At 63.7% G+C, this 20,712-nt stretch carries 23 protein-coding genes; 7 read left to right on the top strand and 16 right to left on the bottom strand.

Annotated elements, in window-relative coordinates; translation table 11 throughout:
• Positions 1-308: 308 nt before the first annotated feature.
• From NKH59_RS29725 to NKH59_RS29755, 7 genes are all read right to left on the bottom strand, one after another.
• Positions 309-800 (bottom strand): F0F1 ATP synthase subunit B, encoded by a 492-nt coding sequence (locus tag NKH59_RS29725; RefSeq protein WP_023674071.1) that lies wholly within the window; start codon positions 798-800, stop codon positions 309-311.
• Positions 801-810: 10 nt separating this feature from the next.
• Positions 811-1,386, bottom strand: coding sequence for a F0F1 ATP synthase subunit B (locus NKH59_RS29730; protein ID WP_352821791.1), 576 nt, complete (start codon positions 1,384-1,386; stop codon positions 811-813).
• Between the two features lie 81 nt (positions 1,387-1,467).
• The gene (locus NKH59_RS29735) at positions 1,468-1,692 is read right to left on the bottom strand and encodes a F0F1 ATP synthase subunit C (RefSeq protein ID WP_006206606.1); all 225 of its coding nucleotides are present in this window, start codon (positions 1,690-1,692) and stop codon (positions 1,468-1,470) included.
• A 67-nt stretch (positions 1,693-1,759) separates the two neighbouring features.
• Positions 1,760-2,518: a F0F1 ATP synthase subunit A gene (locus NKH59_RS29740; RefSeq protein ID WP_352501993.1), complete on the bottom strand. Its 759-nt coding sequence runs from the start codon at positions 2,516-2,518 to the stop codon at positions 1,760-1,762.
• A gap of 70 nt (positions 2,519-2,588) precedes the next feature.
• Positions 2,589-2,987 (bottom strand): AtpZ/AtpI family protein, encoded by a 399-nt coding sequence (locus tag NKH59_RS29745; RefSeq protein ID WP_352473359.1) that lies wholly within the window; start codon positions 2,985-2,987, stop codon positions 2,589-2,591.
• 255 nt (positions 2,988-3,242) lie between these two features.
• The gene (locus NKH59_RS29750) at positions 3,243-4,427 is read right to left on the bottom strand and encodes a cell wall hydrolase (protein WP_352612340.1); all 1,185 of its coding nucleotides are present in this window, start codon (positions 4,425-4,427) and stop codon (positions 3,243-3,245) included.
• 107 nt (positions 4,428-4,534) lie between these two features.
• The gene (locus NKH59_RS29755; protein ID WP_352681110.1) at positions 4,535-5,854 is read right to left on the bottom strand and encodes an MFS transporter; all 1,320 of its coding nucleotides are present in this window, start codon (positions 5,852-5,854) and stop codon (positions 4,535-4,537) included.
• Between the two features lie 120 nt (positions 5,855-5,974).
• On the opposite strand from NKH59_RS29755, the gene NKH59_RS29760 reads away from it, so the two are divergent.
• Positions 5,975-6,892, top strand: a complete 918-nt coding sequence (locus NKH59_RS29760) for a LysR substrate-binding domain-containing protein (protein ID WP_353023913.1) — start codon at positions 5,975-5,977, stop codon at positions 6,890-6,892.
• A gap of 10 nt (positions 6,893-6,902) precedes the next feature.
• On the opposite strand, the gene der is transcribed toward NKH59_RS29760, so the two are convergent.
• Both der and NKH59_RS29770 read right to left on the bottom strand, forming a co-directional pair.
• Entirely contained in the window at positions 6,903-8,336 is a 1,434-nt protein-coding gene (der, locus tag NKH59_RS29765) for a ribosome biogenesis GTPase Der (protein ID WP_352501998.1), read from the bottom strand.
• Between the two features lie 6 nt (positions 8,337-8,342).
• Entirely contained in the window at positions 8,343-9,008 is a 666-nt protein-coding gene (locus tag NKH59_RS29770) for a tetratricopeptide repeat protein (RefSeq protein WP_352501999.1), read from the bottom strand.
• A gap of 204 nt (positions 9,009-9,212) precedes the next feature.
• Here NKH59_RS29770 and NKH59_RS29775 point away from each other — a divergent pair, with 204 nt between their 5' ends.
• Positions 9,213-10,205 carry a polysaccharide deacetylase family protein gene (locus NKH59_RS29775; RefSeq protein WP_353023930.1) on the top strand — a complete coding sequence of 331 codons (993 nt, stop codon included), beginning with the start codon at positions 9,213-9,215 and terminating at the stop codon, positions 10,203-10,205.
• Between the two features lie 27 nt (positions 10,206-10,232).
• On the opposite strand, the gene sbmA is transcribed toward NKH59_RS29775, so the two are convergent.
• The 3 genes from sbmA to NKH59_RS29790 form a co-directional block, all read right to left on the bottom strand.
• A complete protein-coding gene (gene sbmA, locus NKH59_RS29780) occupies positions 10,233-11,510 on the bottom strand; it encodes a peptide antibiotic transporter SbmA (RefSeq protein WP_352502001.1) in 1,278 nt (425 codons plus the stop codon).
• Between the two features lie 116 nt (positions 11,511-11,626).
• Positions 11,627-12,781, bottom strand: coding sequence for a YbfB/YjiJ family MFS transporter (locus tag NKH59_RS29785; protein WP_353023916.1), 1,155 nt, complete (start codon positions 12,779-12,781; stop codon positions 11,627-11,629).
• 113 nt (positions 12,782-12,894) lie between these two features.
• Entirely contained in the window at positions 12,895-13,104 is a 210-nt protein-coding gene (locus NKH59_RS29790) for a hypothetical protein (RefSeq protein WP_352473371.1), read from the bottom strand.
• A gap of 97 nt (positions 13,105-13,201) precedes the next feature.
• Here NKH59_RS29790 and NKH59_RS29795 point away from each other — a divergent pair, with 97 nt between their 5' ends.
• The 3 genes from NKH59_RS29795 to NKH59_RS29805 all read left to right on the top strand — a co-directional run bounded on the left by NKH59_RS29795 (position 13,202) and on the right by NKH59_RS29805 (position 15,867).
• Positions 13,202-14,116, top strand: coding sequence for a LysR substrate-binding domain-containing protein (locus tag NKH59_RS29795; protein WP_353023918.1), 915 nt, complete (start codon positions 13,202-13,204; stop codon positions 14,114-14,116).
• An 80-nt stretch (positions 14,117-14,196) separates the two neighbouring features.
• Positions 14,197-15,453, top strand: a complete 1,257-nt coding sequence (locus NKH59_RS29800) for an aminopeptidase (RefSeq protein ID WP_353023920.1) — start codon at positions 14,197-14,199, stop codon at positions 15,451-15,453.
• 57 nt (positions 15,454-15,510) lie between these two features.
• Positions 15,511-15,867, top strand: a complete 357-nt coding sequence (locus tag NKH59_RS29805) for a DUF488 domain-containing protein (protein WP_352569431.1) — start codon at positions 15,511-15,513, stop codon at positions 15,865-15,867.
• Between the two features lie 194 nt (positions 15,868-16,061).
• Here the strand turns inward: NKH59_RS29805 and NKH59_RS29810 are convergent, their stop codons facing one another.
• On the bottom strand, positions 16,062-16,415 hold the full coding sequence (locus NKH59_RS29810; RefSeq protein WP_352455156.1) for an ArsC family reductase: 354 nt from the start codon (positions 16,413-16,415) through the stop codon (positions 16,062-16,064).
• 154 nt (positions 16,416-16,569) lie between these two features.
• On the opposite strand from NKH59_RS29810, the gene NKH59_RS29815 reads away from it, so the two are divergent.
• Both NKH59_RS29815 and NKH59_RS29820 read left to right on the top strand, forming a co-directional pair.
• Positions 16,570-16,920: an ArsR/SmtB family transcription factor gene (locus NKH59_RS29815; RefSeq protein WP_292659938.1), complete on the top strand. Its 351-nt coding sequence runs from the start codon at positions 16,570-16,572 to the stop codon at positions 16,918-16,920.
• Positions 16,917-17,402, top strand: coding sequence for an SRPBCC family protein (locus NKH59_RS29820; RefSeq protein ID WP_502908725.1), 486 nt, complete (start codon positions 16,917-16,919; stop codon positions 17,400-17,402). The genes NKH59_RS29815 and NKH59_RS29820 overlap by 4 nt, the downstream gene beginning before the upstream one ends.
• Before the next feature lie 124 nt (positions 17,403-17,526).
• Here NKH59_RS29820 and NKH59_RS29825 read toward each other — a convergent pair whose 3' ends face one another.
• Genes NKH59_RS29825 through NKH59_RS29835 form a run of 3 tightly spaced genes read right to left on the bottom strand, consistent with a single transcriptional unit; the run spans position 17,527 to position 20,672 of the window.
• On the bottom strand, positions 17,527-18,954 hold the full coding sequence (locus NKH59_RS29825; protein WP_352830770.1) for an aldehyde dehydrogenase family protein: 1,428 nt from the start codon (positions 18,952-18,954) through the stop codon (positions 17,527-17,529).
• Between the two features lie 34 nt (positions 18,955-18,988).
• Entirely contained in the window at positions 18,989-20,074 is a 1,086-nt protein-coding gene (locus NKH59_RS29830; RefSeq protein WP_352540135.1) for an ABC transporter ATP-binding protein, read from the bottom strand.
• On the bottom strand, positions 20,064-20,672 hold the full coding sequence (locus NKH59_RS29835; protein ID WP_352978508.1) for a cupin domain-containing protein: 609 nt from the start codon (positions 20,670-20,672) through the stop codon (positions 20,064-20,066). Before NKH59_RS29835 ends, NKH59_RS29830 begins: the two co-directional genes overlap by 11 nt.
• Positions 20,673-20,712 lie beyond the last annotated feature (40 nt).

A 20,712-nucleotide genomic window follows, 5' to 3' on the forward strand; every position in this document is an offset into this window, starting at 1 on the left:
GTCGCTCCTTCGCTCAACTGCCTCTCCAAAGAATCCTTTCTCAGCCTAAACTCAACCCCAAAATCGCCATATGCGATTCCCCTGCCCCTCGAGGGGGAGATGGCCGGCAGGCCAGAGGGGGTCGCCTCGCGTGAAGCGCCAACGTTCTCTTTCGTTCCATAGGGCGTCGCGCCAGGACGTACCGACCCCTCTGTCGCCTTTGGCGACATCTCCCCCTCGAGGGGGGAGATTACGCGCTCAGTCGCTTTCGCTAACAAAAAAGCCGCCAGGTTTCCCGGGCGGCTTCGATGACTTGTTCATGCAGCCGTTCAGTTCAGCTTCGACTTCAAATCCTGCAGCGAGGCGTTGAACAGGTCGGCGCCGGCCTTGGCGTCGATCTTGCCGGCCAGCAGCGCCCGCGCGGCTTCGACCGCGATGTCGACAGCGCTGGCACGCACTTCGCCGATCGCTTCGCGCTCGGCCTGGCCGATCTTCTGCTCGGCCAAGGCGGTGCGCCGGGCGACATAGTCCTCGGTCTTCTTGTGCGCCTCGGCGGCAAGCATGTCGGCTTCGCGCTTGGCGGCGGCGACGATGGCCGCGGCCTCCTGCTCGGCTTCCTTGCGCTTGCGCTGGTATTGGCCAAGCAGCTGCTGGGCTTCTTCGCGCAACCGGCGCGCTTCCTCGAGCTCGGAGCTGATCTTGTCGGCACGCGCATCAAGCGCCTTGGCGATCATGCCCGGCACCTTGATGTAGATGGCGATGCCGAGGAAGATTACGAGGGCAACAGTTGCCCAAAGCGTCGCGAGAGATGTGGCGTCCATGATGCGCTCCTCACCCGGCCACGGATTTGACCGCGGCCGCGATTTCGGCCTTGGTGGCCTTGCCGCCGACAAGCGCCTCGACGATGGCCGAAGCGGTGTCCTCGGCGATCGTGCCGACTTCCTTCATGGCATTGGCCTTGATGGAAGATATACGCGCCTCGGCCTCGCCAAGCTTCTGGTCAAGCGCTGCCTCGATCGTCTTGCGGGCAGCCTCGGCTTCCGCCTTGGCCGCATCGTTGGCCTGCTGGCCGATCGCATTGGCCTTGCCCTTGGCTTCCGCCAATTCCTGCTCATAGGCGGCAACGGCGGCATCGGCCTCGCTTTTCAGCCGGGCAGCATGGTCGAGATCCTGGGTAATGCGGTCGTTGCGCACGTCGATGATGCCGCCAACGCGCGGCATCACCACCCGTTTCAAGAAGAGATAAAACAGCCCGAAGGTGATTGCCAGCCATAGAAGCTGCGAGGGGTACGTCGCCGGATTGAATGGCGGGAACGTGCCGTGCGCCTCGGCAGGCACGCCGGTGCCAGCGCTGCCGCCTTCGACGGCGGGCGCGGACTCTTGCGCAAAGGCAGATGTCACGAACATGGACTATCCCCGAAATTCAGGCCCGCCGCAGGATCGCGGCCGGCCTGTTCAATTCTTCCCAATGTTCAGCCGAACAAGCATTCAGCCGAACAAAGCGAGAAGCGCGATGAGAAGCGAGAAAATACCCAGCGCTTCGGTCACGGCGAAGCCGAAGATCAGGCGGCCGAACTGGCCGTCGGCTGCCGACGGGTTGCGCAGCGCGCCCGCCAGATAGCTGCCGAAAATGTTGCCGAGGCCAATGCCCGCGCCGCCCATGCCGAGGCATGCGATGCCGGCACCGATGTACTTTGCTGCTTCTGCGTCCATTTGTTCAACTCCTTTGGATCTAAAATTCCGTTGCAAAATCGATCCGGCGGCAATGCCGGAAACCTTGTCAGTGCCCGGGATGCAGGGCGTCGTTGAGATACATGCAGGTCAGCACCGCAAAGACGTAGGCCTGCAGGAACGCGACCAGCAGCTCCAGCGCCGTCAGCGCCACGGCCATCGCCAGCGGCAGAACCGAACCAGCCACGCCGACCGCGCCGAGCGCGCTCAGGCTGACGACAAACCCCGAGAACACCTTCAGCGTGATGTGACCGGCGAGCATGTTGGCGAACAGACGAACCGACAGGCTGACCGGACGCGAGACGAAGGAAATCACCTCGATCAGCACCACCAGCGGCAGCAGGTAGACCGGCACGCCATGCGGGACGAACAGCTTCAGGAAGCCAAGGCCGTGCTTGGTGAAGCCGTAGACGAGGACCGTTCCGATCACCAGCGCAGCGAGGCCGAAAGTGACGATGATGTGGCTGGTGATGGTGAAGAAATACGGGAACAGGCCAAGCAGGTTGGCGACAAGCACGAACATAAACAACGAGAACACGAAGGGGAAGAACTTCATGCCTTGCGTGCCCGCGGCGTCCCTCAGCATATTGCCGACAAATTCATAGGCCATTTCCGAGACCGACTGAAGGCGGCCCGGAACCAGGCTGCGGCTCGACGTGCTGAGGTAGAGAAACGCCGATGCGACAGCGACCGTCGCAAGCATGAACAGAGCCGAATTGGTGAAGGACAGGTCGTAGCCGCCGATGTGAATCGGAATGATCGGATGGATCTGGAACTGGTGGATCGGATCGACCTTGTCAGCAGCCACTTTAAATCCCCATCAAAGCCGCAGACGGCTTCAGCATTCTGTTCAATGCGCCGGCATGCGGCGCCTCAATTCATTCTTTCGGATCGCGCGGTTTGTCGCCCGTTCCGAATTCCGACACAAGCCCGGCTGAACGCAGGACGTTGAGCACGCCGGCGACAAAACCCAGCAGCAGCCCGACTATCAGACCCCATGGCGATGTCCCCGCCACGCGATCGATAAACCAGCCGAGAGCCGCACCGACCACTATCCCGGCGATGAACTCGCTGGACAGCTTGAGCGCCTGGCCGTACCCGGCCACACTGCCCGTTTTCCCGTCGTCTTTCCCCTCGAGCCGGTCCGGCCGCCTTGTCGCAAGCGATGCTTCAAGGTCGCGCCGGCGGCGCTCAAGATCGTCGTCGCGGATGTCGGCTTCATGCTGCTTGCCGCGGCCGGTTTTGCCGGTTCCGTCTGGCCCATTCTTGTCGGCCACGCAACCCCCCTGCCCGGTCAGACCGTCACCGTCCGTCCGCTTCTTAAAGTCGCCGGCAACATAGTTAGAGGGTCCGCGCCCGTCAAGCCACGGGCGGACGTTCAAGCTCAAGTATTTTTTCGTTATAAATCAGCCACTTGCTCGGGTGCGACATCGTGCCCGACGCGGTCTCTGGCGGGCTGCGGCCGAATCCCCGCGGCGATGCGTCTTCGATCGGCCGCTCTCGCGCGAAAGACGCAAGGGCTGCCCGAGCGCTCAGCTCCAGCCGCCACCATAGGTGCGGTAGAAGATGTGCAGGCCGATCCTGGTCATTTTCTGCATCGTCCGCGCCCAGCCCGGATGGACGTAGTTGGCGTAGTAATGGGTCGACGAGCCGACTTCCGGAATGAAGATCTTGCCGGCTGTGACGGCCATGGCGACATCCTGGGCGGTCTTGTAGGCAGCGGGGTTGTCGATGCGCTTCTTCCTGCCGTCGCAGGCGAAGGAAAACTGGCAGCGGTTGAACCAGTTGTCGTTCTGGTAGACGACGCCGCAGATCGAGTTCGGATAGGCGGGGTTGCGGACGCGGTTGAGGATGACCTGGGCGACGGCGGCCTGGCCGCGCACGGATTCGCCGCGCGCTTCGAAATAGATGCCGTTGGCGAGACAGGCCTGCTCCTGCTTGGAAAAAACGCTCGCCGGCAGCGGCGTCTGCATCCAGGAATGGTCGCCCTTGCTCAGCGGCGGAATGAAGCGGCCGTCGTTCGGGTCCTCGTCCTGCAGCAAGGCCTCGAAGGGCGACGCCTGTGCATAATCGGGAGCGGACGAGGCGTAGGCGGTCGCCAGCACGTCAGGATGATCATTGTTGACCAGCGCGGCAAGCATCGCCGGTACGCCGGGATCCGGCTTCTTGTCGATGCGCGTGTGGAAGGCGGCGGCGATCTGGATTTCCTTGCCTTTGATCTCGGGCTTGGCGAAAGCCATCCTCAGGCCGCTGTCCATGCTTGGGCGGAGCAGCGAAGAGGTGCGCTCGAAGATCGAGCCGGCATTGAAGTTCTTCGGCGGCGAGACGGGCGAGACCTGGATGATGCGGCCCTTCTTGTCGGCACGCGTGATGCGGTTCTCGTCCGGCGTCGTGCCGGCGATGCTGCCCTTGCCGCGAAACGAAACGGCGCCGATGCCGGGTAGTTGGACACCGGAGCCGGAGAGCGAGCCGGTGCTGCTGGAATCGAGGAAGGGCATTTCGGCGGCGTGAACGGAGCCGGCGACGGATTTCTCGACATAGGCGTTCCAGCGGACGCTCGGCGCCTCAAGACCGGAGACCAGGCTTGTCATGTCCTGATAGGCAGCGACCGTCGGAAAGCCGATCCAGATGCCAAGGCCAATAACGAGGGGAGACAGGAAGGAACGCTTTTTCTCACCGGCGGCGGCGACAAGCCGCGTCAAAACACGTCGATGCACGGAACTCTCCAGAAACGCAACGGACCCCACTGGAGAGCTACAATGATGCATTAACCTTGATGGGGCGTTAACAGCTTAGAACGTTGTTTTCCCATCTCGTGTCGAAGTCAGGCGCTTTTGCGGCCGTCGCTTGACGGAAGAAAGATCGGCCAGGCGATCAGCGCGCAAATAGCCGCACCCAGCCAGACGCCTGCCCACGAGCAGAGCACGAGAAGCCCGGGAATGGCGATCGGCACCAGGAAGAAGGCGATGAAGACCAGGCTGTTGGCGAGGCCGAGCGCCGTTCCGGCCTGGCTGGCGCCGGCCAGCGTCGCAAGCTCGGTGTAGGCAACGCCGTGCCAGGAGGAGACGCAGACGCCGGCCACGACCAGCATCGCAACGATCGCCGGCGACAGCATCGGCGCTTGGCCTGACAAGAATTGGCCCGAAAACAAGACGAGCGCCGCAAGCACGGTGAAGGCGGCCACGCTCAGCATGCTGCACAGACGCAGGAACGACCGGCGGTTGCCGTGACGGTCGGTGTAGCGGCCGCTCCAGACGCGCATGACCATGGCGCCGACCTGCACGGCAGCGAGGCTGGCGCTGATCACGGCTGTTCCCATGCCGGCGAAATCATGCAGGAACACGGAAGCAAAGGTGAGCACCGCCACCTGCGGAAAGCAAAGCAGGCCAATGGCTGTCGCGATGCGCCAGACGGCCGGGTTGCGCAGCGGCGCCGGGCCGGCCGGCTTTGCCGCGCTGCTCGAACGGGCGTCGTCATGCGCCGGCGGCTGATGCAGCCAGCGCCAGGCGAGCGAGGTCGAGACCGCGGAGGCAGCCGCCAGCAGTCCGAAGACCGCCGTGAAGCCATGGGCCGAAGCGAGCGACGGCAGCACCAGCGCGCCAAGCCCGCCGCCAAGCGGCACCGCCGTCTGCCTGATGCTCATGGCAAAGCCGCGCTCGCCTTCGCCGAACCAGGCCATGATGGCGCGGCCGCTGGAGCCGTTGACGCTGCCGCCGAGCAATCCGGTGACCAGCAGGGCAGCGGCGAGAAGCGCGATGCCGGGAATATGGGCCGGTGACGGCACGACCAGCGCGGCCATGACAAGCAGCCAGACCGCGGTTGCGCCGAGCCCCGTCAGCAGCACGCGGCGGTCGCCCCAGCGATCGGTCAGCAGCCCCCACGGCAATTCGCTCAGCGCCACACCCAGGCCGAGAAGACCAAGCGCCAGGCCGAGCTCGCCATTGGAGAGATGATAGCCCGAGCGCAGGAACACCGCCGTGGCCGGAATGCCGGAGAAGGTCGCGGAAAAGCAGGCATTGGCGGCGACGCCGATGCCCAGCACCTTCCAGCGATGATTGGCTCGAAGCACCGCCGCCTCTGACGGGGTGGTAACGGCGGCCGGGCGAAGCGGTTTGCATTCTGCTCGTGTGGCGACAGCGGACATGGTTCAGCTCCTGCATGGGTCGGCTGCATTCGGTCTTGACGCGCTCTCTCTACCGCCATAGCTTCGTACTGAATATCAGGAAGTTTTTGACGTAATGTCCCGAATATCAGGATTATTGGCATGCGACGCGTGACATTCGATCTCGACGCTCTGCGCAGCTTCGTTACCGGCATGGAGCTGGGCAGCTTCGCCAAGGCCGCCGACCGGCTCGGCCGCTCGACCTCGGCAATCAGTGCGCAATTGAAGAAGCTGGAGGAGCAGGCGGCGATGCCGATCTTCCGCAAATCTGGGCGTGGCCTGGCGCTGACGGACGCGGGCGAGACCATGCTCGGCTACGCGAGGCGGCTGATCGAGCTCAATGACGAGGCCGCCTCCGCCATCCACGATGTCGAGCTGGAGGGTTGGGTGCGGCTTGGGCTACAGGAGGATTTCGGCGAGGCCGTGCTGCCGGAGGTGCTCGGGCGCTTCGCCCGCGCCCATCCCAAGGTCAAGATCGAGGCCAGGATCGCACGCAGCCATGAGCTTGCCGAACGGATCATTTCGGGCAGCCTCGATATCGCGCTTGCCTGGCACAATGGCGCGACGCTGCCCTACAGCCGGCATGTCGCCGACGTCCAGATGCGCTGGATCGGCCCGGCAAAACAGATCGAGATCAGCCTGCGTGATGGCGAGGCGTTGCCGCTGGTGGCGCTCGAAGCGCCGTGCCTGCTGCGCAGCGTGGCGACCGAAACGCTCGACCGCGCCGGCCTGGCATGGCGGATGGCCTTCTCCAGCCCGAGCCTTGGCGGCATCTGGGCAGCCGTCGCCGCCGGGCTCGGACTGACGATCCGCACCGATATCGGCCTGCCGGCCACCGTCAGGGCGATGACGCCGGAAATCGCCGGGCTGCCCGCCTTGCCCAAGATGGCGCTGTTCTTGCACCGCAAGGAGGCCGAGCCCGACCCCGTGGCAGCGCGGCTTGGCGACATCCTGCTGCAGGCAGCGCTGGAAGCCTTGCCGCAGACACAACCGGCGCCCGTTCTGCGCAACGTAGCGTAGAGGCAGAGGCTCAGTGGCGCTTCTTTGCCTTGCCGGCGAAAGGATTGTCCGAGGTGCGCAAGGCGATGCGGATCGGCACGCCGGGCATGTCGAAAGCCTCGCGCAGGCTGTTCGAGAGATAGCGGACGTAGGATTGCGGCATCGCATCCGGCCGTGAGCAGGAGACGACGAAGCCCGGCGGCCGCGTCTTGGCCTGCGTGACATATTTGATCTTCAGCCGACGCCCGGCGACAGCGGGCGGCGGATGATGCGCCAGGATGCCTTCCAGCCAGCGGTTGAGCTTGCCGGTCGACACACGGCTGTTCCAAACTCGATGCGTCCGGATGACGGCATCCATCAGCTTGTCGAGGCCACGCCCGGTCTCGGCCGACACCGGCACCGCCTGCATGCCGCGCGCCTGCGGCAGCAGCCGCTCGGTTTTTTCGCGCAGCTCGGCCAGCAGCTCCTGGGGATGGTCGACAAGATCCCATTTGTTGAAGGCGATCACCGGGGCACGGCCCTCGCGGATGATCAGGTCGGCGATCTGCAGATCCTGCTTCTCGAAGGGAATGGTGGCGTCGAGCACGATGATGACGATTTCGGCAAAGCGGATGGCGCGCAAGCCGTCCTGCACCGACATCACTTCGAGCTTTTCGTGGATCCTGGCCTTGCGGCGCATGCCGGCGGTGTCGAACAATTTTAAGCGGCGGCCATGCCAGTCCCAGTCGACCGAGATGGAATCGCGAGTGATGCCGGCCTCAGGGCCGGTCAACAGCCGCTCCTCGCCGATTAGTGCGTTGATCAGCGTTGACTTGCCGGCGTTGGGGCGGCCGACGACGGCGATGCGCATCGGCTTGGTGTCGTCATAGCTCGGCTCGGCGTCCGGGTCGGTGATGTCCTCGCCGATCAGCACCTCGCTGGCGGCGACCTCATCCTCGCCGGCCTCTTCGTCCTCGCCGAAGGCGCGCGCCTCGCCAAGTACAGCGATCACCGCGTCGCGCAAATCGGGCAGGCCCTGGCCGTGTTCGGCCGAGACCGGGATCGGTTCGCCAAGGCCGAGCTCCCAGGCCTCCAGCATGCCGCCCTGGGCGCCGCGTGCCTCAGCCTTGTTGGCAACGACGACAACCGGCTTGCCGGACTTGCGCACGATCTCGGCGAACGTCTTGTCGTCGGGCATCAGCCCGGACTTGGCATCGATCGTAAAAAAGATCAGGTCGGCCTCGCGGATGGCGATCTCGGTCTGGGCGCGCATGCGGCCGGGCAGCGTCGAGGCGGCCGCATCCTCGAAGCCGGCGGTGTCGATGACGTCGAAATGCAGGTCGTAGAGCTTTGCGGCATGGACGCGGCGATCGCGTGTGACGCCGGGCGTATCGTCGACAAGCGCCAGCTTCCTTCCCACCAGCCGATTGAAAAGGGTCGATTTGCCGACGTTAGGCCGGCCGATGATGGCGACTTTGAAGGTCATGGACTATCACGACACGCCGCCCGAGCCGCGGATCAGCTCGGACATCAAAGTCGCCCGCTCGCGCGTGTTGCGCGGGGCGCCGTCATCCGCGGCGATCTGGTCGAACAGCTTCAATGCATCCGCCGCCTTGCCTTCCTTCCAGGCGGCAAGGCCAAGCGCCTCGCGCGCCGTATGGCGCAGCGTGTTGGTGTCGGCGGTGAGCGCCTCGACGCGGCTGGACACATCGGCGAAAGTGCCGTGGTCGACCAGTAGCAGCGCTGCCCTGAGGCGCGCCATGTCGCGAATGCCGGAGGGAATCTTGGTGTCGGCGGCGACCTCGTCGAAATCCTTGACGGCGGCGTCGACGTCGCCCTTGTCCGCCTTGACGGTTGCCGCGCGCATGCGGGCGAGCAGCGGATAGGCGCCGTAGCCGTCCTTCTCCAACGCCTCCAGAGCGGCAAGCGCCTCGTCGTTCTTGCCGTCATTGGCAAGCTTCAGCGCCTGCGAGAAGGCATCGCCGGAGCGGTTGGCGCGGGTCTCGTCCCAATAGCGGTAGCCGACGAAAGCAGCAGTGCCGAGCACCACCAGCACGGCCAGCACGAGCAAGGCGGGACCGAAACGGTCCCACAGCGCATGCGCCTGGTCGCGACGAATCTCTTCGTTGACTTCGCGGATAAAACTGTCGTCCGACATGGATCAAAACCATTCATGCCCCGGCCGGGGCGGTTGATGAGCCCGCGTTTTAGCGAAATTTTGCCGGCATGGAAGGGGTTCGGCAGGAAAATCGCCTATTCACGAGGCAGTCGCCGCCAACGGCGGCCGACAGGTCGATCGTACCCGTGCCATATTTCACCGGTAGGCGTCGCTTCTACATTCCCTAAATCAAGTCAGATGCCTTTGCCCCGTTTGTCCCGCGTTATTGCGTTTTCCATTGCCGTGTTTGCTGCCGGCGCGGCTTTTGCCGACCCGCCGGCGCCGCCCGCAAAACCGAAGCAGATCGTCATTATCTCATTCGACAGCGCCCGCGACATTTCGCAGTGGCAGCGCAGCCGGGCGCTGGCCGCACGCACGGGTGCGCATTTCACCTATTTCGTCTCCTGCGTATTCCTGCTGTCGCCCGAGACGCGCAAGGAATACACCGCGCCCGGCAAGACAGAAGGCAAATCGAACATCGGCTTTGCCGCCTCCAAACAGGAAGTCGCCGACCGGCTCGAGCAGATCAATCTTGCCGCCTCGGAAGGCCACGATATCGGCAGCCATGGCTGCGGCCATTTCGACGGCAAGGACTGGAGCAAGGCCGACTGGCTGAGCGAGTTCGGCTCGTTCAAGCATATTCTCCAAAACGCCTATTCGATCAACGGCATTGCTCCTGAACCGAAGGGCTGGCGCGATTTTGCCCGCAAGTCGGTGGTCGGCTTCCGCGCGCCTTATCTGTCGGCAAACAAGGCGCTCTACGAGGCGCTGCCCGCGGCCGGTTTCCTGCTCGACGCAAGCGGCGTTTCGCGTGGGCCGGTTGAGCCACCGACCGTCAACGGCATCACGCGCTTTTCGCTGCCGCAGATCCCGGAAGGGCCGAGCTCAAGGCGGGTGATCGCCATGGATTACAATCTCTATGTCAGACATTCCGGCGGCTTCGAGCGGCCGAGCATGGCGGAAGAGTTCGCTGACCGAACCTATAACGCGTTCCGCGCCGCCTTCGATGCGCAATACCAGGGCAAGCGCATTCCGCTTGAGCTCGGCTTCCACTTCACGCTGATGAACGACGGCGCCTACTGGAACGCGCTGGAACGCTTTGCCGGCGAGGTCTGTATCAAAGCGGACGTCGAGTGCATCAGTTTTCACGATTATGTTTCGCGGCGAGGCGAAAGGCAGGCGGCGGTGGGCGGCTGAGCCGCTAGCGCCCGCCGCCCGCCAGTCTTAGCTTGCCGGCTGGTCCTCAGGACGCAGCCCGGCTTGCTCGCGTTCCAGATAGCGCTGGTCGATTTCGGGCAGCGGCTCGCCTTCGAGCGTAGCCTCGAAGGCGCGCAGGCGTTTGTGCACCGACTGCAGCTCAACGATGGTCGACCACGAAGTGAGCAGGAATTGGAGCGATCCTGTTACTCGGCCAAACGCATTGGAAATCTGCTGGAAGGCTCCGAAAGTTATTCTGTGAGCCACAAAGGATGGTCCAAGGATCAGCATTGCGAAGATATTGTCGGCCTGCAGGTAGGTGTAACGCACAACATTGAAATAGATGTAATGAAAATAGAGCCGGAAATAGTTGTGGCGAACCTTTGAAAACAGCTCGGCAGTGGTTGCAGGCTGAGCTCGATCTTCGTGATCTTCGCCATAGACAAGTTCTTTACGATAAGCTGCCTCGACACGCTGGTTCCGGAACTGCAGGCCCGGCAGTTTCAATCCGGCAACCATGACTGAGATTGTTCCGAACAGACACCAGGCCAATGCGGCAACGACCAAAGGCTGCGGAATCGCACCGACGATTGGCAGTTCGCTGATATGGCTCTGCAATTGGATCATCACCGGCAGGAATGCGATTAAGGTCATGATCGACTGGACAAAGCTGGAACCCAGATCTTCCATGATCTGCGAGAACCGCATCGTATCCTCTTGAATACGTTGTGAGGCGCCCTCGATGTGCCGGAGCCTGCTCCAGTTCTCCACGAAGTAATTGTTCATCGCGGTGCGCCAGCGGAATATCCAGTGGCTCACGATGAAGGCATTGACGACCTGCACATTCATTCCTATCAGCGCGAGCCATGAAAAGCTGGCCAATCCGGCATAAAACTCTGCGTCGGTGGATTTAATAGTCCCCGACATCAATCCCTGGATATAGTCGAAGAAAGGCCCATACCAGGCGTTGACCGCGACACTGACCTGTACATTGAAATAGATGAGGAACAGGATGACCGCGCTGATCAATATCGACCAGTTTTGCCACGGATGCGGTGCGTACCAGCTCCAGAATGCATAGAAGACGGCAACGCAAAAAGCAAAATAGAGATAGAACCACAGAAACGGGTTCGACCAGAGTACGGCGATGCCGATAATGGGCGGTGCATCAGCCGCAGCCGGCGGCAAGCCGAACACAGCGCCCAGCTGTTCGCCACCGAAAAACCAGAACAGGATAGCGGCAAGGCTCCAGACGGCCAAGGAACTGAAGAACAGCTTCGGCTGCGGAAAAAACGATACGAACACTGTGGCGAAATCCTCGGTCGGCGCAAATCAGCGGCGTTGGTCAGCGGGCATAAAGTCACACATTAGTGGGAAAGAAAATGCCCGTGCCCGATGCCCGCAACCGAGCAAGACCATAATCATGGCGATTTTGGCGCAGCCGACCAGGCGATCGCGCCGGAAGCGAGCAGGACGGCGGCAGCCACGATCGAGGCAAGGAAAAAGTTGCCCGAGGCCTGCGCAAGCAGACCTGCGACGATCGGGCCGATGATCTGGCCGAGGCCGAAGGCGGCCGTCATCACCGCCAGCATCCGGCGTGGTGCTTGCGGAGCAAGCTGCCTGCCGGCCTGCAGGCCAAGCGCGGTGATGGCGATGAAGGTGCCGCCGACAAGAAGGCCGCCGAGCAGCGGCCCGGTGCGCCCGCCCATGGCGACGCTGGCGCTGACGCCGACCACCTCGACCAGGCACCCCAGTGCGTAGGTGGCATAGAGCCCGATCCTGGCCGTAAGCTTCTGCCACAGCCAGACCGAGGGGAAACCGGCAAGGCCGGTGACCATCCAGACCACGGCCTCGAAGACGCGGCCGCCGCCGCCCTGGCGGACGATGGCGACCAGGAACGTTGCCGTGACGATGTAGCCGAAGCCGAACAGGCCGTAGGCGACAATGACCTTCACCAGCGACCGGTCTTTCGGCAGTGCCGGCTCGCTCCCGGTGGTGCTGTTCGCGGCCGAGGTGCCGCCGGCCAGCAAGGCGACGGCGGCAAAGCCGCAGGCCGAAATCACCGCCGACCACAGCCAGCCCGCCGCCCAGCCGGCATGTTCGGTGACGAGGAGCGCCAACAGCGCCGAGGACGCCGCGATGCCGAGGCCGACACCGCCGAAATACAGCACCTGCAGGTCGTTTCGCCCGGCCGCGGCGAGATGACCGAAAACGATGCTGGTCATGAAGACCAGCACGAAGGCACTGGCGAGGCCGGCAAGAAAGCGGATGAGGAGAAAGCCGGGCATGGTACCGGTCAGGCCCATCAGGCCGGCGAGGATCGCGGTGGCGGCAAGGCCGGCCAGCATCAGCTGGCGCTCGCGGCCTTGCGCCCAGCCGCCGGTGGCGGCAAGCGCGCCGACGAGGTAGCCGAGATAATTGGCCGATGCGATCCAGCCGGCATCGGCCGGCGACAGGCCGAGCTCTTCCATCATGCCGGGCAGGATCGGCGTATAGACGAAACGGCCGATGCCCATGGCGACGGCCAGGGCGATCATGCCGGCGATTGCCAGGCGCAACGGCGAAGCGATGTTCATCGCGGTGCACCATAGGTGCGCCTGCCGGCGAGACAATCCGCCTTTTATTGGGCCAGAAGGGCTGCGCAGCCGCGTCGGCGGCCGGCTCACCTGAAGTGCCAGCAAGTCCTTGTTCAGCCGCAGCAGGTCCTTGGCGGGGCCGTCTCGAAGCGGGTACGACGCGCGGTCAGCCTGAACGGCATGTCGGCGAGTTCGCGCTCCGACATGGTGTCGAGCACCGGATGCGACAGCGGATCGGTCACCCAATTGATGGCCTCGCTGTCATGCCGGTGCGGCTGCGTTCCGATCGGGGAAAAGGCGCCGAGCCATGATAAAATCTTCATCGGATTTGCCTCCTCACTCTGCGTAACCCACTTAGAATCCGCCGTTCGTTAGCGTCTGGCAATTGAGATTTCCGCCGCTCCAGTTTAGAAAAACTGTATGGCTACTCTGAACCGCGTCCATCTCAACGGCTTGCGCGCCGTGGAAACCGTTGCCCGCCTGGGCTCGCTTGCGGCGGCGGCCGGCGAGCTCAACGTCTCGGTCAGCGCCGTCAGCCAGCAGATCAACCGGACAGAAAAGCAGCTCGGCCGGGCGCTGTTCGGACGAACGCCAGCTGGCCTGGTGGCGACCGAATTCGGCACCGTCTTTAGCGCGCGGCTCAGCGCAGGCTTCCGCGAACTCGCACAGGCGGTGGCGCTTGCCGACGAAACCTCGGAGTGCACGCTCGTGGTTTCGGTGGCGCCGGCTTTCGCCTCGAAATGGCTGCTGCCACGGCTGTCGCGGCATTTTGCCCGCCATCCGAACGTGCTCCTGCGCATCGATGCCTCGGTGCGGCTTGCCGATCTCGATCGTTCGGACATCGACGTCGCCATTCGGCTCGGCGACGGCAAATGGCCGGGCGGGCGGGCCGAATTGCTGCTGGCGCAGGAGGTGTTTCCGATCTGTGCACCGGTGATCGCCAGCAAGCTGAAATCGATCGAAGACCTTGCTTTGACCTGTGCGATCACCGACGAAAGGTCGATGATCAGTTGGGAGAGCTGGTTCGAAGCGGCCGGGGTGAAGCCGGTCACCTTCATGAAGGGCGCGCGCTTCACCGATCCGATGCTGTGCCTGGAATCGGCGATTGCCGGCCACGGGGTCATGCTCGGCTGGCAGTTGCTCGCCGCCGACGCGCTGGCCGACGGCCGTCTCGTTGCGCCGTTCGGCGTACGCGCCCAGAGCGGGCTCGGCTATTGGCTGGTAACTTCGGCCAGCAAGGGCGAAAGCCGCAAGGTCAGGGATTTCAAGACCTGGATCCGCGAAGAGATCGAGGCGACGATGGCGCAGTTCAGGTCGCTCGAGAGGGCCAGCTAGGGCTGCCGGTTCATCAGAGTGGAAAGGTCGGCAGCGCCGGTCTATGTAAGACACAGTCCCCAATCACGGCAGGCAGGATCATGACCACACATTCGCGCGGCGTTTCCGCAAGCATCGACCCGGTGAAGCTCGACAGGCTGGCGGAGGTCGCCGTCAAGGTCGGGCTGCAATTGCAGCCGGGGCAGGATCTGGTGCTGACCTCGTCTATTGCCGCGCTGCCTTTGACGCGGCGGATCGTCGAGCACGCCTACAAGGCAGGTGCCGGCCTGGTGACGCCGATCTTCAACGACGATGAGATCACTCTCGCGCGCTTCCGCTACGGCGCCGACGCCGGTTTCGACCGCGCCGCCGGCTGGCTCTACGAAGGCATGGCAAAAGCCTTCGCCAACAATGCGGCGAGGCTCGCCGTGCGCGGCGAGGATCCGTCGCTGCTTTCTTCTCAGGACCCGGCAAAGGTGGCGCGTGCCAACAAGGCGAATTCGATGGCTTACCAGCCGGCGCTGGAGAAGATCACCGGCTTCGACATCAACTGGAACATCGTCGCCTATCCCGATCAGGCCTGGGCCAAGCAGGTATTCCCGGACGACGCCGACGACGTCGCCGTGGCCAAGCTCGCTGACGCTATCTTTGCCGCCTCGCGGGTGGATGTCGAAGACCCGATCGGCAATTGGACGGCGCACAATGCGGCGTTGAAGAGCCGCACCGAATGGCTGAACGGCCACAATTTCCACGCACTGCACTTCACCGGCCCCGGCACCGACCTGACCGTCGGGCTGGCCGACGGCCACGAGTGGATGGGCGGCGCCTCGACCGCCAAGAACGGCATCACCTGCAACCCCAACATCCCGACCGAAGAGGTTTTCACCACGCCGCATGCAAGGCGCGTCGAAGGCCATGTCACCAGCACCAAGCCGCTGTCCTATCAGGGTACCCTGATCGACGGCATTGCGGTGCGTTTCGAGGCGGGCCGCATTGTCGAGGCCAAGGCCACGAAGGGCGAGGATGTGCTGCAAAAGGTGCTCGACACCGACGAAGGCTCGCGCCGTCTCGGCGAGGTGGCGCTGGTGCCGCATTCCTCGCCGATCGCCAAGAGCGGGCTGCTGTTTTTCAACACGCTGTTCGACGAGAACGCCGCCTGTCACATCGCGCTCGGCCAGTGCTATTCGAAGTGCTTCGTCGACGGCGCCTCGCTCAGCCAGGACGAGATCGCGGCGCGCGGCGGCAACAAGAGTTTCATCCACATCGACTGGATGATCGGCTCGGACAAGATCGACATAGACGGCGTCCATAAGGACGGCAACCGCGTGCCGGTGATGCGCAAGGGCGAGTGGGTTTAGGCCCGGGATCTCTAAACGAAGGGCAGCAAGCAGCGGCGCCTGCTGGCCCATGCGGAGTTGGCAATGGAGCTCGCGGTCAAGCGCATCTATGAGCCGCCGGCGCCCGATGACGGGCAGCGGGTGCTCGTCGACCGCATATGGCCTCGCGGCGTCCGCAAAGAGGACGCGGCGCTGACGCTATGGCTAAAGGACATCGCGCCAAGCAATGGGTTGCGCAAATGGTTCGGCCATGAGCCGGCGCGCTGGGCGGAGTTCCAGCGGCGATACCGCGATGAGCTCGACCGGAACGGCGAGGCGGTGGCGGAACTACGTGCCTTGCTCCGTGAAGGCAAGGTGACGCTGCTCTACGGCGCCCATGACGAGGCGCACAACAATGCGGTGGCACTGGCGAGCTATTTACGTGGGATCAATTAGTCACGCCGGCGGGACAGCGCCCCCCTCTGGCCTGCCGGCCATCTCCCCCACTTGGGGGGAGATCGGATGTCGCCGGCTTTCGCCAATCTCCAAGGTCGCAGTGGCGAGCGGAGCGCCGAAGCTGCCAATCTCCACCCTTGTGGGGGAGATGTCCGGCAGGACAAAGTGCCGCGACGAATCATGGGGGGTCGGTCCTATTTCCCACTCACCGCCTGCTGATAAACATCCGGCTTGAAGCCAACGAGAACCCTGTCGCCAAGTTCCAGCACCGGACGCTTGATCATCGTCGGTTTGGCCAGCATTAGCGCCTTGGCCTTGTTCTCGTCCAAGCCCAGTCTGTCCTCCTCCGACAGTTCACGGAACGTTGTGCTCGCCTTGTTGAGCAGGATTTCCCAGCCGACCTTGCCTGACCAGCCGTTCAGCCGATCCGCATCCAGCCCTTCGACCCTGTAGTCGTGAAAGCGATAGGCAACATCGTGGCTCGCCAGCCAGGAACGCGCCTTCTTGACCGTATCGCAATTGGTGATGCCGTACATGGTGATCGTCAAAACGCGTCCTCGGACCAGTCGAATCTGACGGCACCCTAAAACCGCGCCTCTGACTTTTCCAGCGGCCTCGCCGGGCTCCGCGATTTTCGCGCTTGCCAATAGTAAGGAATCGTCCTAACTATTTCCCGAGCTAATTTGAGCCAAGGAAACGACCATGACGGGCCTGCAGACCGAAAGCCCCCCGCCGATCGATGGCATTTTCCGCGCGCTCGCCGATCCGACCCGGCGACGCGTGGTCGAGCGACTGAACCGAAGCCCCGCCTCGGTCAGCGAGCTTGCCCAGCCGTTCGAAATGGCCCTGCCATCCTTCATCGAACACCTCAGGGTTCTGGAAGGCTGCGGGCTGGTGCATTCGGAAAAGGCCGGCCGCGTCAGGACCTACCGGCTCGCGCCGGAGCCGTTGAAGCTCGCGGAAAACTGGCTGGCCGAGCAGCGTGCGCTGTGGGAGCGCCGTCTCGACCAGTTCGACGATTACGTGCTGAAACTCAAGGAGAAAGACAGATGAATATGGTGCCGTTGTTCCAACCCGATCCGAAGCTCGACCTCGCGCTCGAACGGACGATCGAGGCGCCGCGAGAACTGCTGTGGATGGCCCTGACGAGACCCGAGCATGTCCGCCAATGGTTCACGCCGAAGCCGTGGATCATCACCGATTGCGAGATCGACCTGCGGCCCGGCGGCCTGTTCCGCACCCGCATGCAGTCGCCCGACGGCAAGGAGGTCAACGATAGGCGTTGCTGCTACCTCGATATCGTCCAGGACGAGCGGCTGGTGTGGACCGATGCGCTGCTGCCAGGCTACCGGCCGTCAGGCGACCCATTCATCACAGCCGTCATATCGCTGCAATCGCATGGCGAGACGACGCGCTACACCGCCACCGCCATCCACCGCGACGAAGCCACGCGCAACAGCCACGAGGAGATGGGCTTCCACGACGGCTGGGGCACGGTGGCGGATCAGTTGGCCGGCTATCTCAAGACGATCTGAGGCGACCCTGCTTCGCACTCACATTGCGGCCACGAAGCCGTCGTGGCCGTTCAACCGAACGCCGGTGCCGAGGCACCAACGCTCGCAACAAACTTGACGTTGGCGTAATGCCAATGTTGAACGCTCAGGCGCCGTAGCCGATGATGCCCTTGATCTCGAGGAAATCGTGGATCGCCCAGTCGGCGTATTCGCGGCCGTTGCCGGACTGCTTGTAGCCGCCGAAGGGCGCGAACGTATCCCATTCCGGATAGTTGATCGACACCTGCCCGGCGCGTAGCCGGCTGGCAATCTTGCGGGCGTGGTCGATATCCCCGGACTGCACATAGGCAGCCAGGCCATAGACGGTGTCGTTGGCGATCTTCACCGCATCATCATCGTCATCGTAGGAGATGACCGACAGGACCGGCCCGAAAATCTCCTCCTTCTCGATGGTCATGCCAGGCCTGACGTGGCCGAAAACGGTCGGTCGCACATAATAGCCACGGTTGAGGTGTTCCGGCCGGCCGGGGCCGCCGGTGACCAGCGTCGCACCCTCGGCGATACCTGCCTCGATCAACCGCTGGATCTTGTCGAACTGGACGTTGCTGACCACCGGCCCGAGCTTGGTCTCCTCCGAGCGCGGGTCGCCGACCTTGTGCCGTTCGGCGGCCTTTCTGGCGATCGTCAGCGCCTCGTCGTGACGGCCGGCCGGCACCAGCATGCGGGTCGGCGCATCGCAGGACTGGCCGCTATTGCCGAAGCAGGCGTTGACACCCTTGCGCACAGCCGTCTCGAAGTCAGCGTCGGGCAGCACGATGTTGGCCGATTTGCCGCCGAGCTCCTGCGCCACGCGCTTGACGGTCTCGGCCGCCGTCTTGGCGACGATGATGCCGGCCCGGGTCGACCCGGTGAACGAGACCATGTCTACGTCGGGATGGCCAGCCATGACCTGGCCGACATCCGGACCGGTGCCATTCACCATATTGTAGACGCCCTTCGGCGTGCCGGCGGCGTCCATCACCTCGGAAAAGATGATACCGCTGATCGGCGCGATTTCGGAAGGCTTTAAAATGACGGTGCAGCCGGCGGCGATGGCCGGCGCCACCTTGCAGACTATCTGGTTGAGCGGCCAATTCCACGGTGTAATCAGCGCGCAGACGCCGATCGGCTCCTTGACCACCATGGTGGTGCCGCGCTTCTCGCTGAATTCGTAATCCTCCAGCGCCTTGATAGTGGCTTCCATATGCGCCCTGCCCGCCCAGGCCTGCGCCTCGCGCGCCCACCTGATCGGCGCGCCCATTTCCTGGCTGACCGCCTGGGCGATGTCCTCGTAGCGCTCATTGTAGACGTCGAGGATACGCTTCAGCAGCTTCAGGCGCTCGGCCTTGGTCGTTTGCGAAAAGGCCGGGAATGCCGCCTTGGCTGCAGCCACGGCCTTGTCGACATCGGCTTTCGAGCCGACCGAGATTTTGGTGTAGGCCTCTTCAGTGGACGGATCGATCACATCCAGCGTTGCCGGAACCACCGGGCCGACCCATTTGCCGCCGATGAAAAAATTGAGATGATTGCTCATGGGCCGTGCTCCGGTTTTGTGGAAATGAGTGAGACTAGCTAGGCAGCATAGGGCAGTTGGCACCACGGCGCAGGCTGATATGCGCCACGTCGCCGACGCTGAATTGAAAACCCTCTGTCCGGCGCGGCGCGTCGATCACCACCTGTGTCCCCTGCCCCAACTCTGCATGAAGGCGCAAGGTGCGGCCGTGAAAGACGATGCTGTTCACCCGCACCGGTACAGTGCCGGCCGTGGCCTCGGTCGTCGCCAAAAGATCCTCCGGACGCACGCCGATGGTGCGCACCGTGCCCTCGCCAGGCAGTTCGCCCGTCTCCGAAACCGCTTCCAGCGGCAGGGCGCCGGCGGCGAACCGCAAGCGCTCGCCATCGCGGCCGACAAAGCGCGACTGCAGAAGGTTCATGGTGCCGATGAAGCTGGCGACGAATTTGGTGGCGGGCCGGTCGTAAAGGGTCGCCGGCGGCGCAATCTGCTCTATGCGTCCCTTGTTCATGACGACGATGCGGTCTGAGATCGACAGCGCCTCGGTCTGGTCGTGCGTGACCATGACGAAAGTGGTGCCAAGCCGCGACTGCAGCCGCTTCAGTTCGACCTGCATCTGCTCGCGCAGATGCGCATCGAGCGCCGACAGCGGCTCGTCGAGCAGCAGCACACGCGGCTCGCAGACGATGGCGCGGGCAAGTGCGACGCGCTGGCGCTGGCCACCCGACAATTCGGACACGCGGGCGCCGGGCTTCTCGGCAAGGCCGACCATGTCGAGCGCTGCGCCGACGCGCTTTGCCTGTTCGGCACCGGAGAGCTTGCGCAGCGACAGGCCGAAGCCGACATTTTCGGCAACGTTCATGTGTGGGAACAGCGCGTAGTCCTGGAACACGGTATTGACAGGACGGGCGAAGGGCCTGAGCGCCGTGATGTCGCGGCCTTCGAGCAGGACCTTGCCGTTCGACGGGCTCTCGAAGCCGGCGATGACACGCAGGCTGGTGGTCTTGCCGCAGCCGGACGGTCCGAGCAAGGTCAGGAACTCGCCGCGGGCAATGTCAAGATCGACGGCGTCGAGCCCGACGATGCCGCCGGGGAAAATCTTGGAGACCTTGTCCAGCCGGACGAGCGGATCAGGCGCCATCGCGAACCTCGGACGGCTTGGTGGTGTTGACCCACAGGATCTGGCAGCGCTCGCTGCCCGGATTGCGGAAGGCATGCAGCAACGTGCTCCTGAAGGCGAAGCTGTCGCCGGCCTTCAGCCCGTATCTGGTCGAATCGACCACCAGCTCGACCTCGCCCGACAGGACGAAGCCGAATTCATGGCCGGCATGGGAGTAAGCTTCGGCGGTGCCGCCACCGGCGTCAACGGTCACCAGCATGCCGGTCAGCGTGGCGGCAGGCGGCGACAGCAGCGCCTTGGCGATGCCTTCCGACTTGACCGGGATCTGACGCCGGCTGTTGGCGCGCACACAATAAAGATCGTTGCCGACATCCTTGCCGTCAGCGATCAGCGCCGACGGCTCTATATCGAGGGCGGCGGCGAGCGGCCAGATCACTCGCACCCGCAATGACGACATGCCGCGCTCTATCTGGCTCAGTGCACCGATCGACACGCCGGCTTTGGCGGCAAGTTCGGCCAGCGAGAGATTGCGCTCCAGCCTGAGCGCCCGCACGCGCCGGCCGACCCTGACGTCGGCGTCGTCCTTCGGCTTCTCAGCCGCTTCGTCCAGCATGTCCATTCGTTCGTCCTTGTTACAGTATTTTTGGCCGGCGCCGCGT

The sequence above is a fragment of the Mesorhizobium sp. M0998 genome (genome assembly GCF_040318885.1).
In the GTDB taxonomy this organism is placed as follows: domain Bacteria; phylum Pseudomonadota; class Alphaproteobacteria; order Rhizobiales; family Rhizobiaceae; genus Mesorhizobium.

Bases quoted from the DNA above. Each gene is read 5' to 3' on its own strand.
- NKH59_RS29725 (WP_023674071.1), bottom strand. From the start codon at position 800: ATGGACGCCACATCTCTCGCGACGCTTTGGGCAACTGTTGCCCTCGTA.
- NKH59_RS29730 (WP_352821791.1), bottom strand. From the start codon at position 1,386: ATGTTCGTGACATCTGCCTTTGCGCAAGAGTCCGCGCCCGCCGTCGAA.
- NKH59_RS29735 (WP_006206606.1), bottom strand. From the start codon at position 1,692: ATGGACGCAGAAGCAGCAAAGTACATCGGTGCCGGCATCGCATGCCTC.
- NKH59_RS29755 (WP_352681110.1), bottom strand. From the start codon at position 5,854: ATGTCCGCTGTCGCCACACGAGCAGAATGCAAACCGCTTCGCCCGGCC.
- NKH59_RS29760 (WP_353023913.1), top strand. From the start codon at position 5,975: ATGCGACGCGTGACATTCGATCTCGACGCTCTGCGCAGCTTCGTTACC.
- der (WP_352501998.1), bottom strand. From the start codon at position 8,336: ATGACCTTCAAAGTCGCCATCATCGGCCGGCCTAACGTCGGCAAATCG.
- NKH59_RS29770 (WP_352501999.1), bottom strand. From the start codon at position 9,008: ATGTCGGACGACAGTTTTATCCGCGAAGTCAACGAAGAGATTCGTCGC.
- NKH59_RS29785 (WP_353023916.1), bottom strand. From the start codon at position 12,781: ATGAACATCGCTTCGCCGTTGCGCCTGGCAATCGCCGGCATGATCGCC.
- NKH59_RS29790 (WP_352473371.1), bottom strand. From the start codon at position 13,104: ATGAAGATTTTATCATGGCTCGGCGCCTTTTCCCCGATCGGAACGCAG.
- NKH59_RS29795 (WP_353023918.1), top strand. From the start codon at position 13,202: ATGGCTACTCTGAACCGCGTCCATCTCAACGGCTTGCGCGCCGTGGAA.
- NKH59_RS29800 (WP_353023920.1), top strand. From the start codon at position 14,197: ATGACCACACATTCGCGCGGCGTTTCCGCAAGCATCGACCCGGTGAAG.
- NKH59_RS29815 (WP_292659938.1), top strand. From the start codon at position 16,570: ATGACGGGCCTGCAGACCGAAAGCCCCCCGCCGATCGATGGCATTTTC.
- NKH59_RS29820 (WP_502908725.1), top strand. From the start codon at position 16,917: ATGAATATGGTGCCGTTGTTCCAACCCGATCCGAAGCTCGACCTCGCG.
- NKH59_RS29825 (WP_352830770.1), bottom strand. From the start codon at position 18,954: ATGAGCAATCATCTCAATTTTTTCATCGGCGGCAAATGGGTCGGCCCG.
- NKH59_RS29830 (WP_352540135.1), bottom strand. From the start codon at position 20,074: ATGGCGCCTGATCCGCTCGTCCGGCTGGACAAGGTCTCCAAGATTTTC.
- NKH59_RS29835 (WP_352978508.1), bottom strand. From the start codon at position 20,672: ATGGACATGCTGGACGAAGCGGCTGAGAAGCCGAAGGACGACGCCGAC.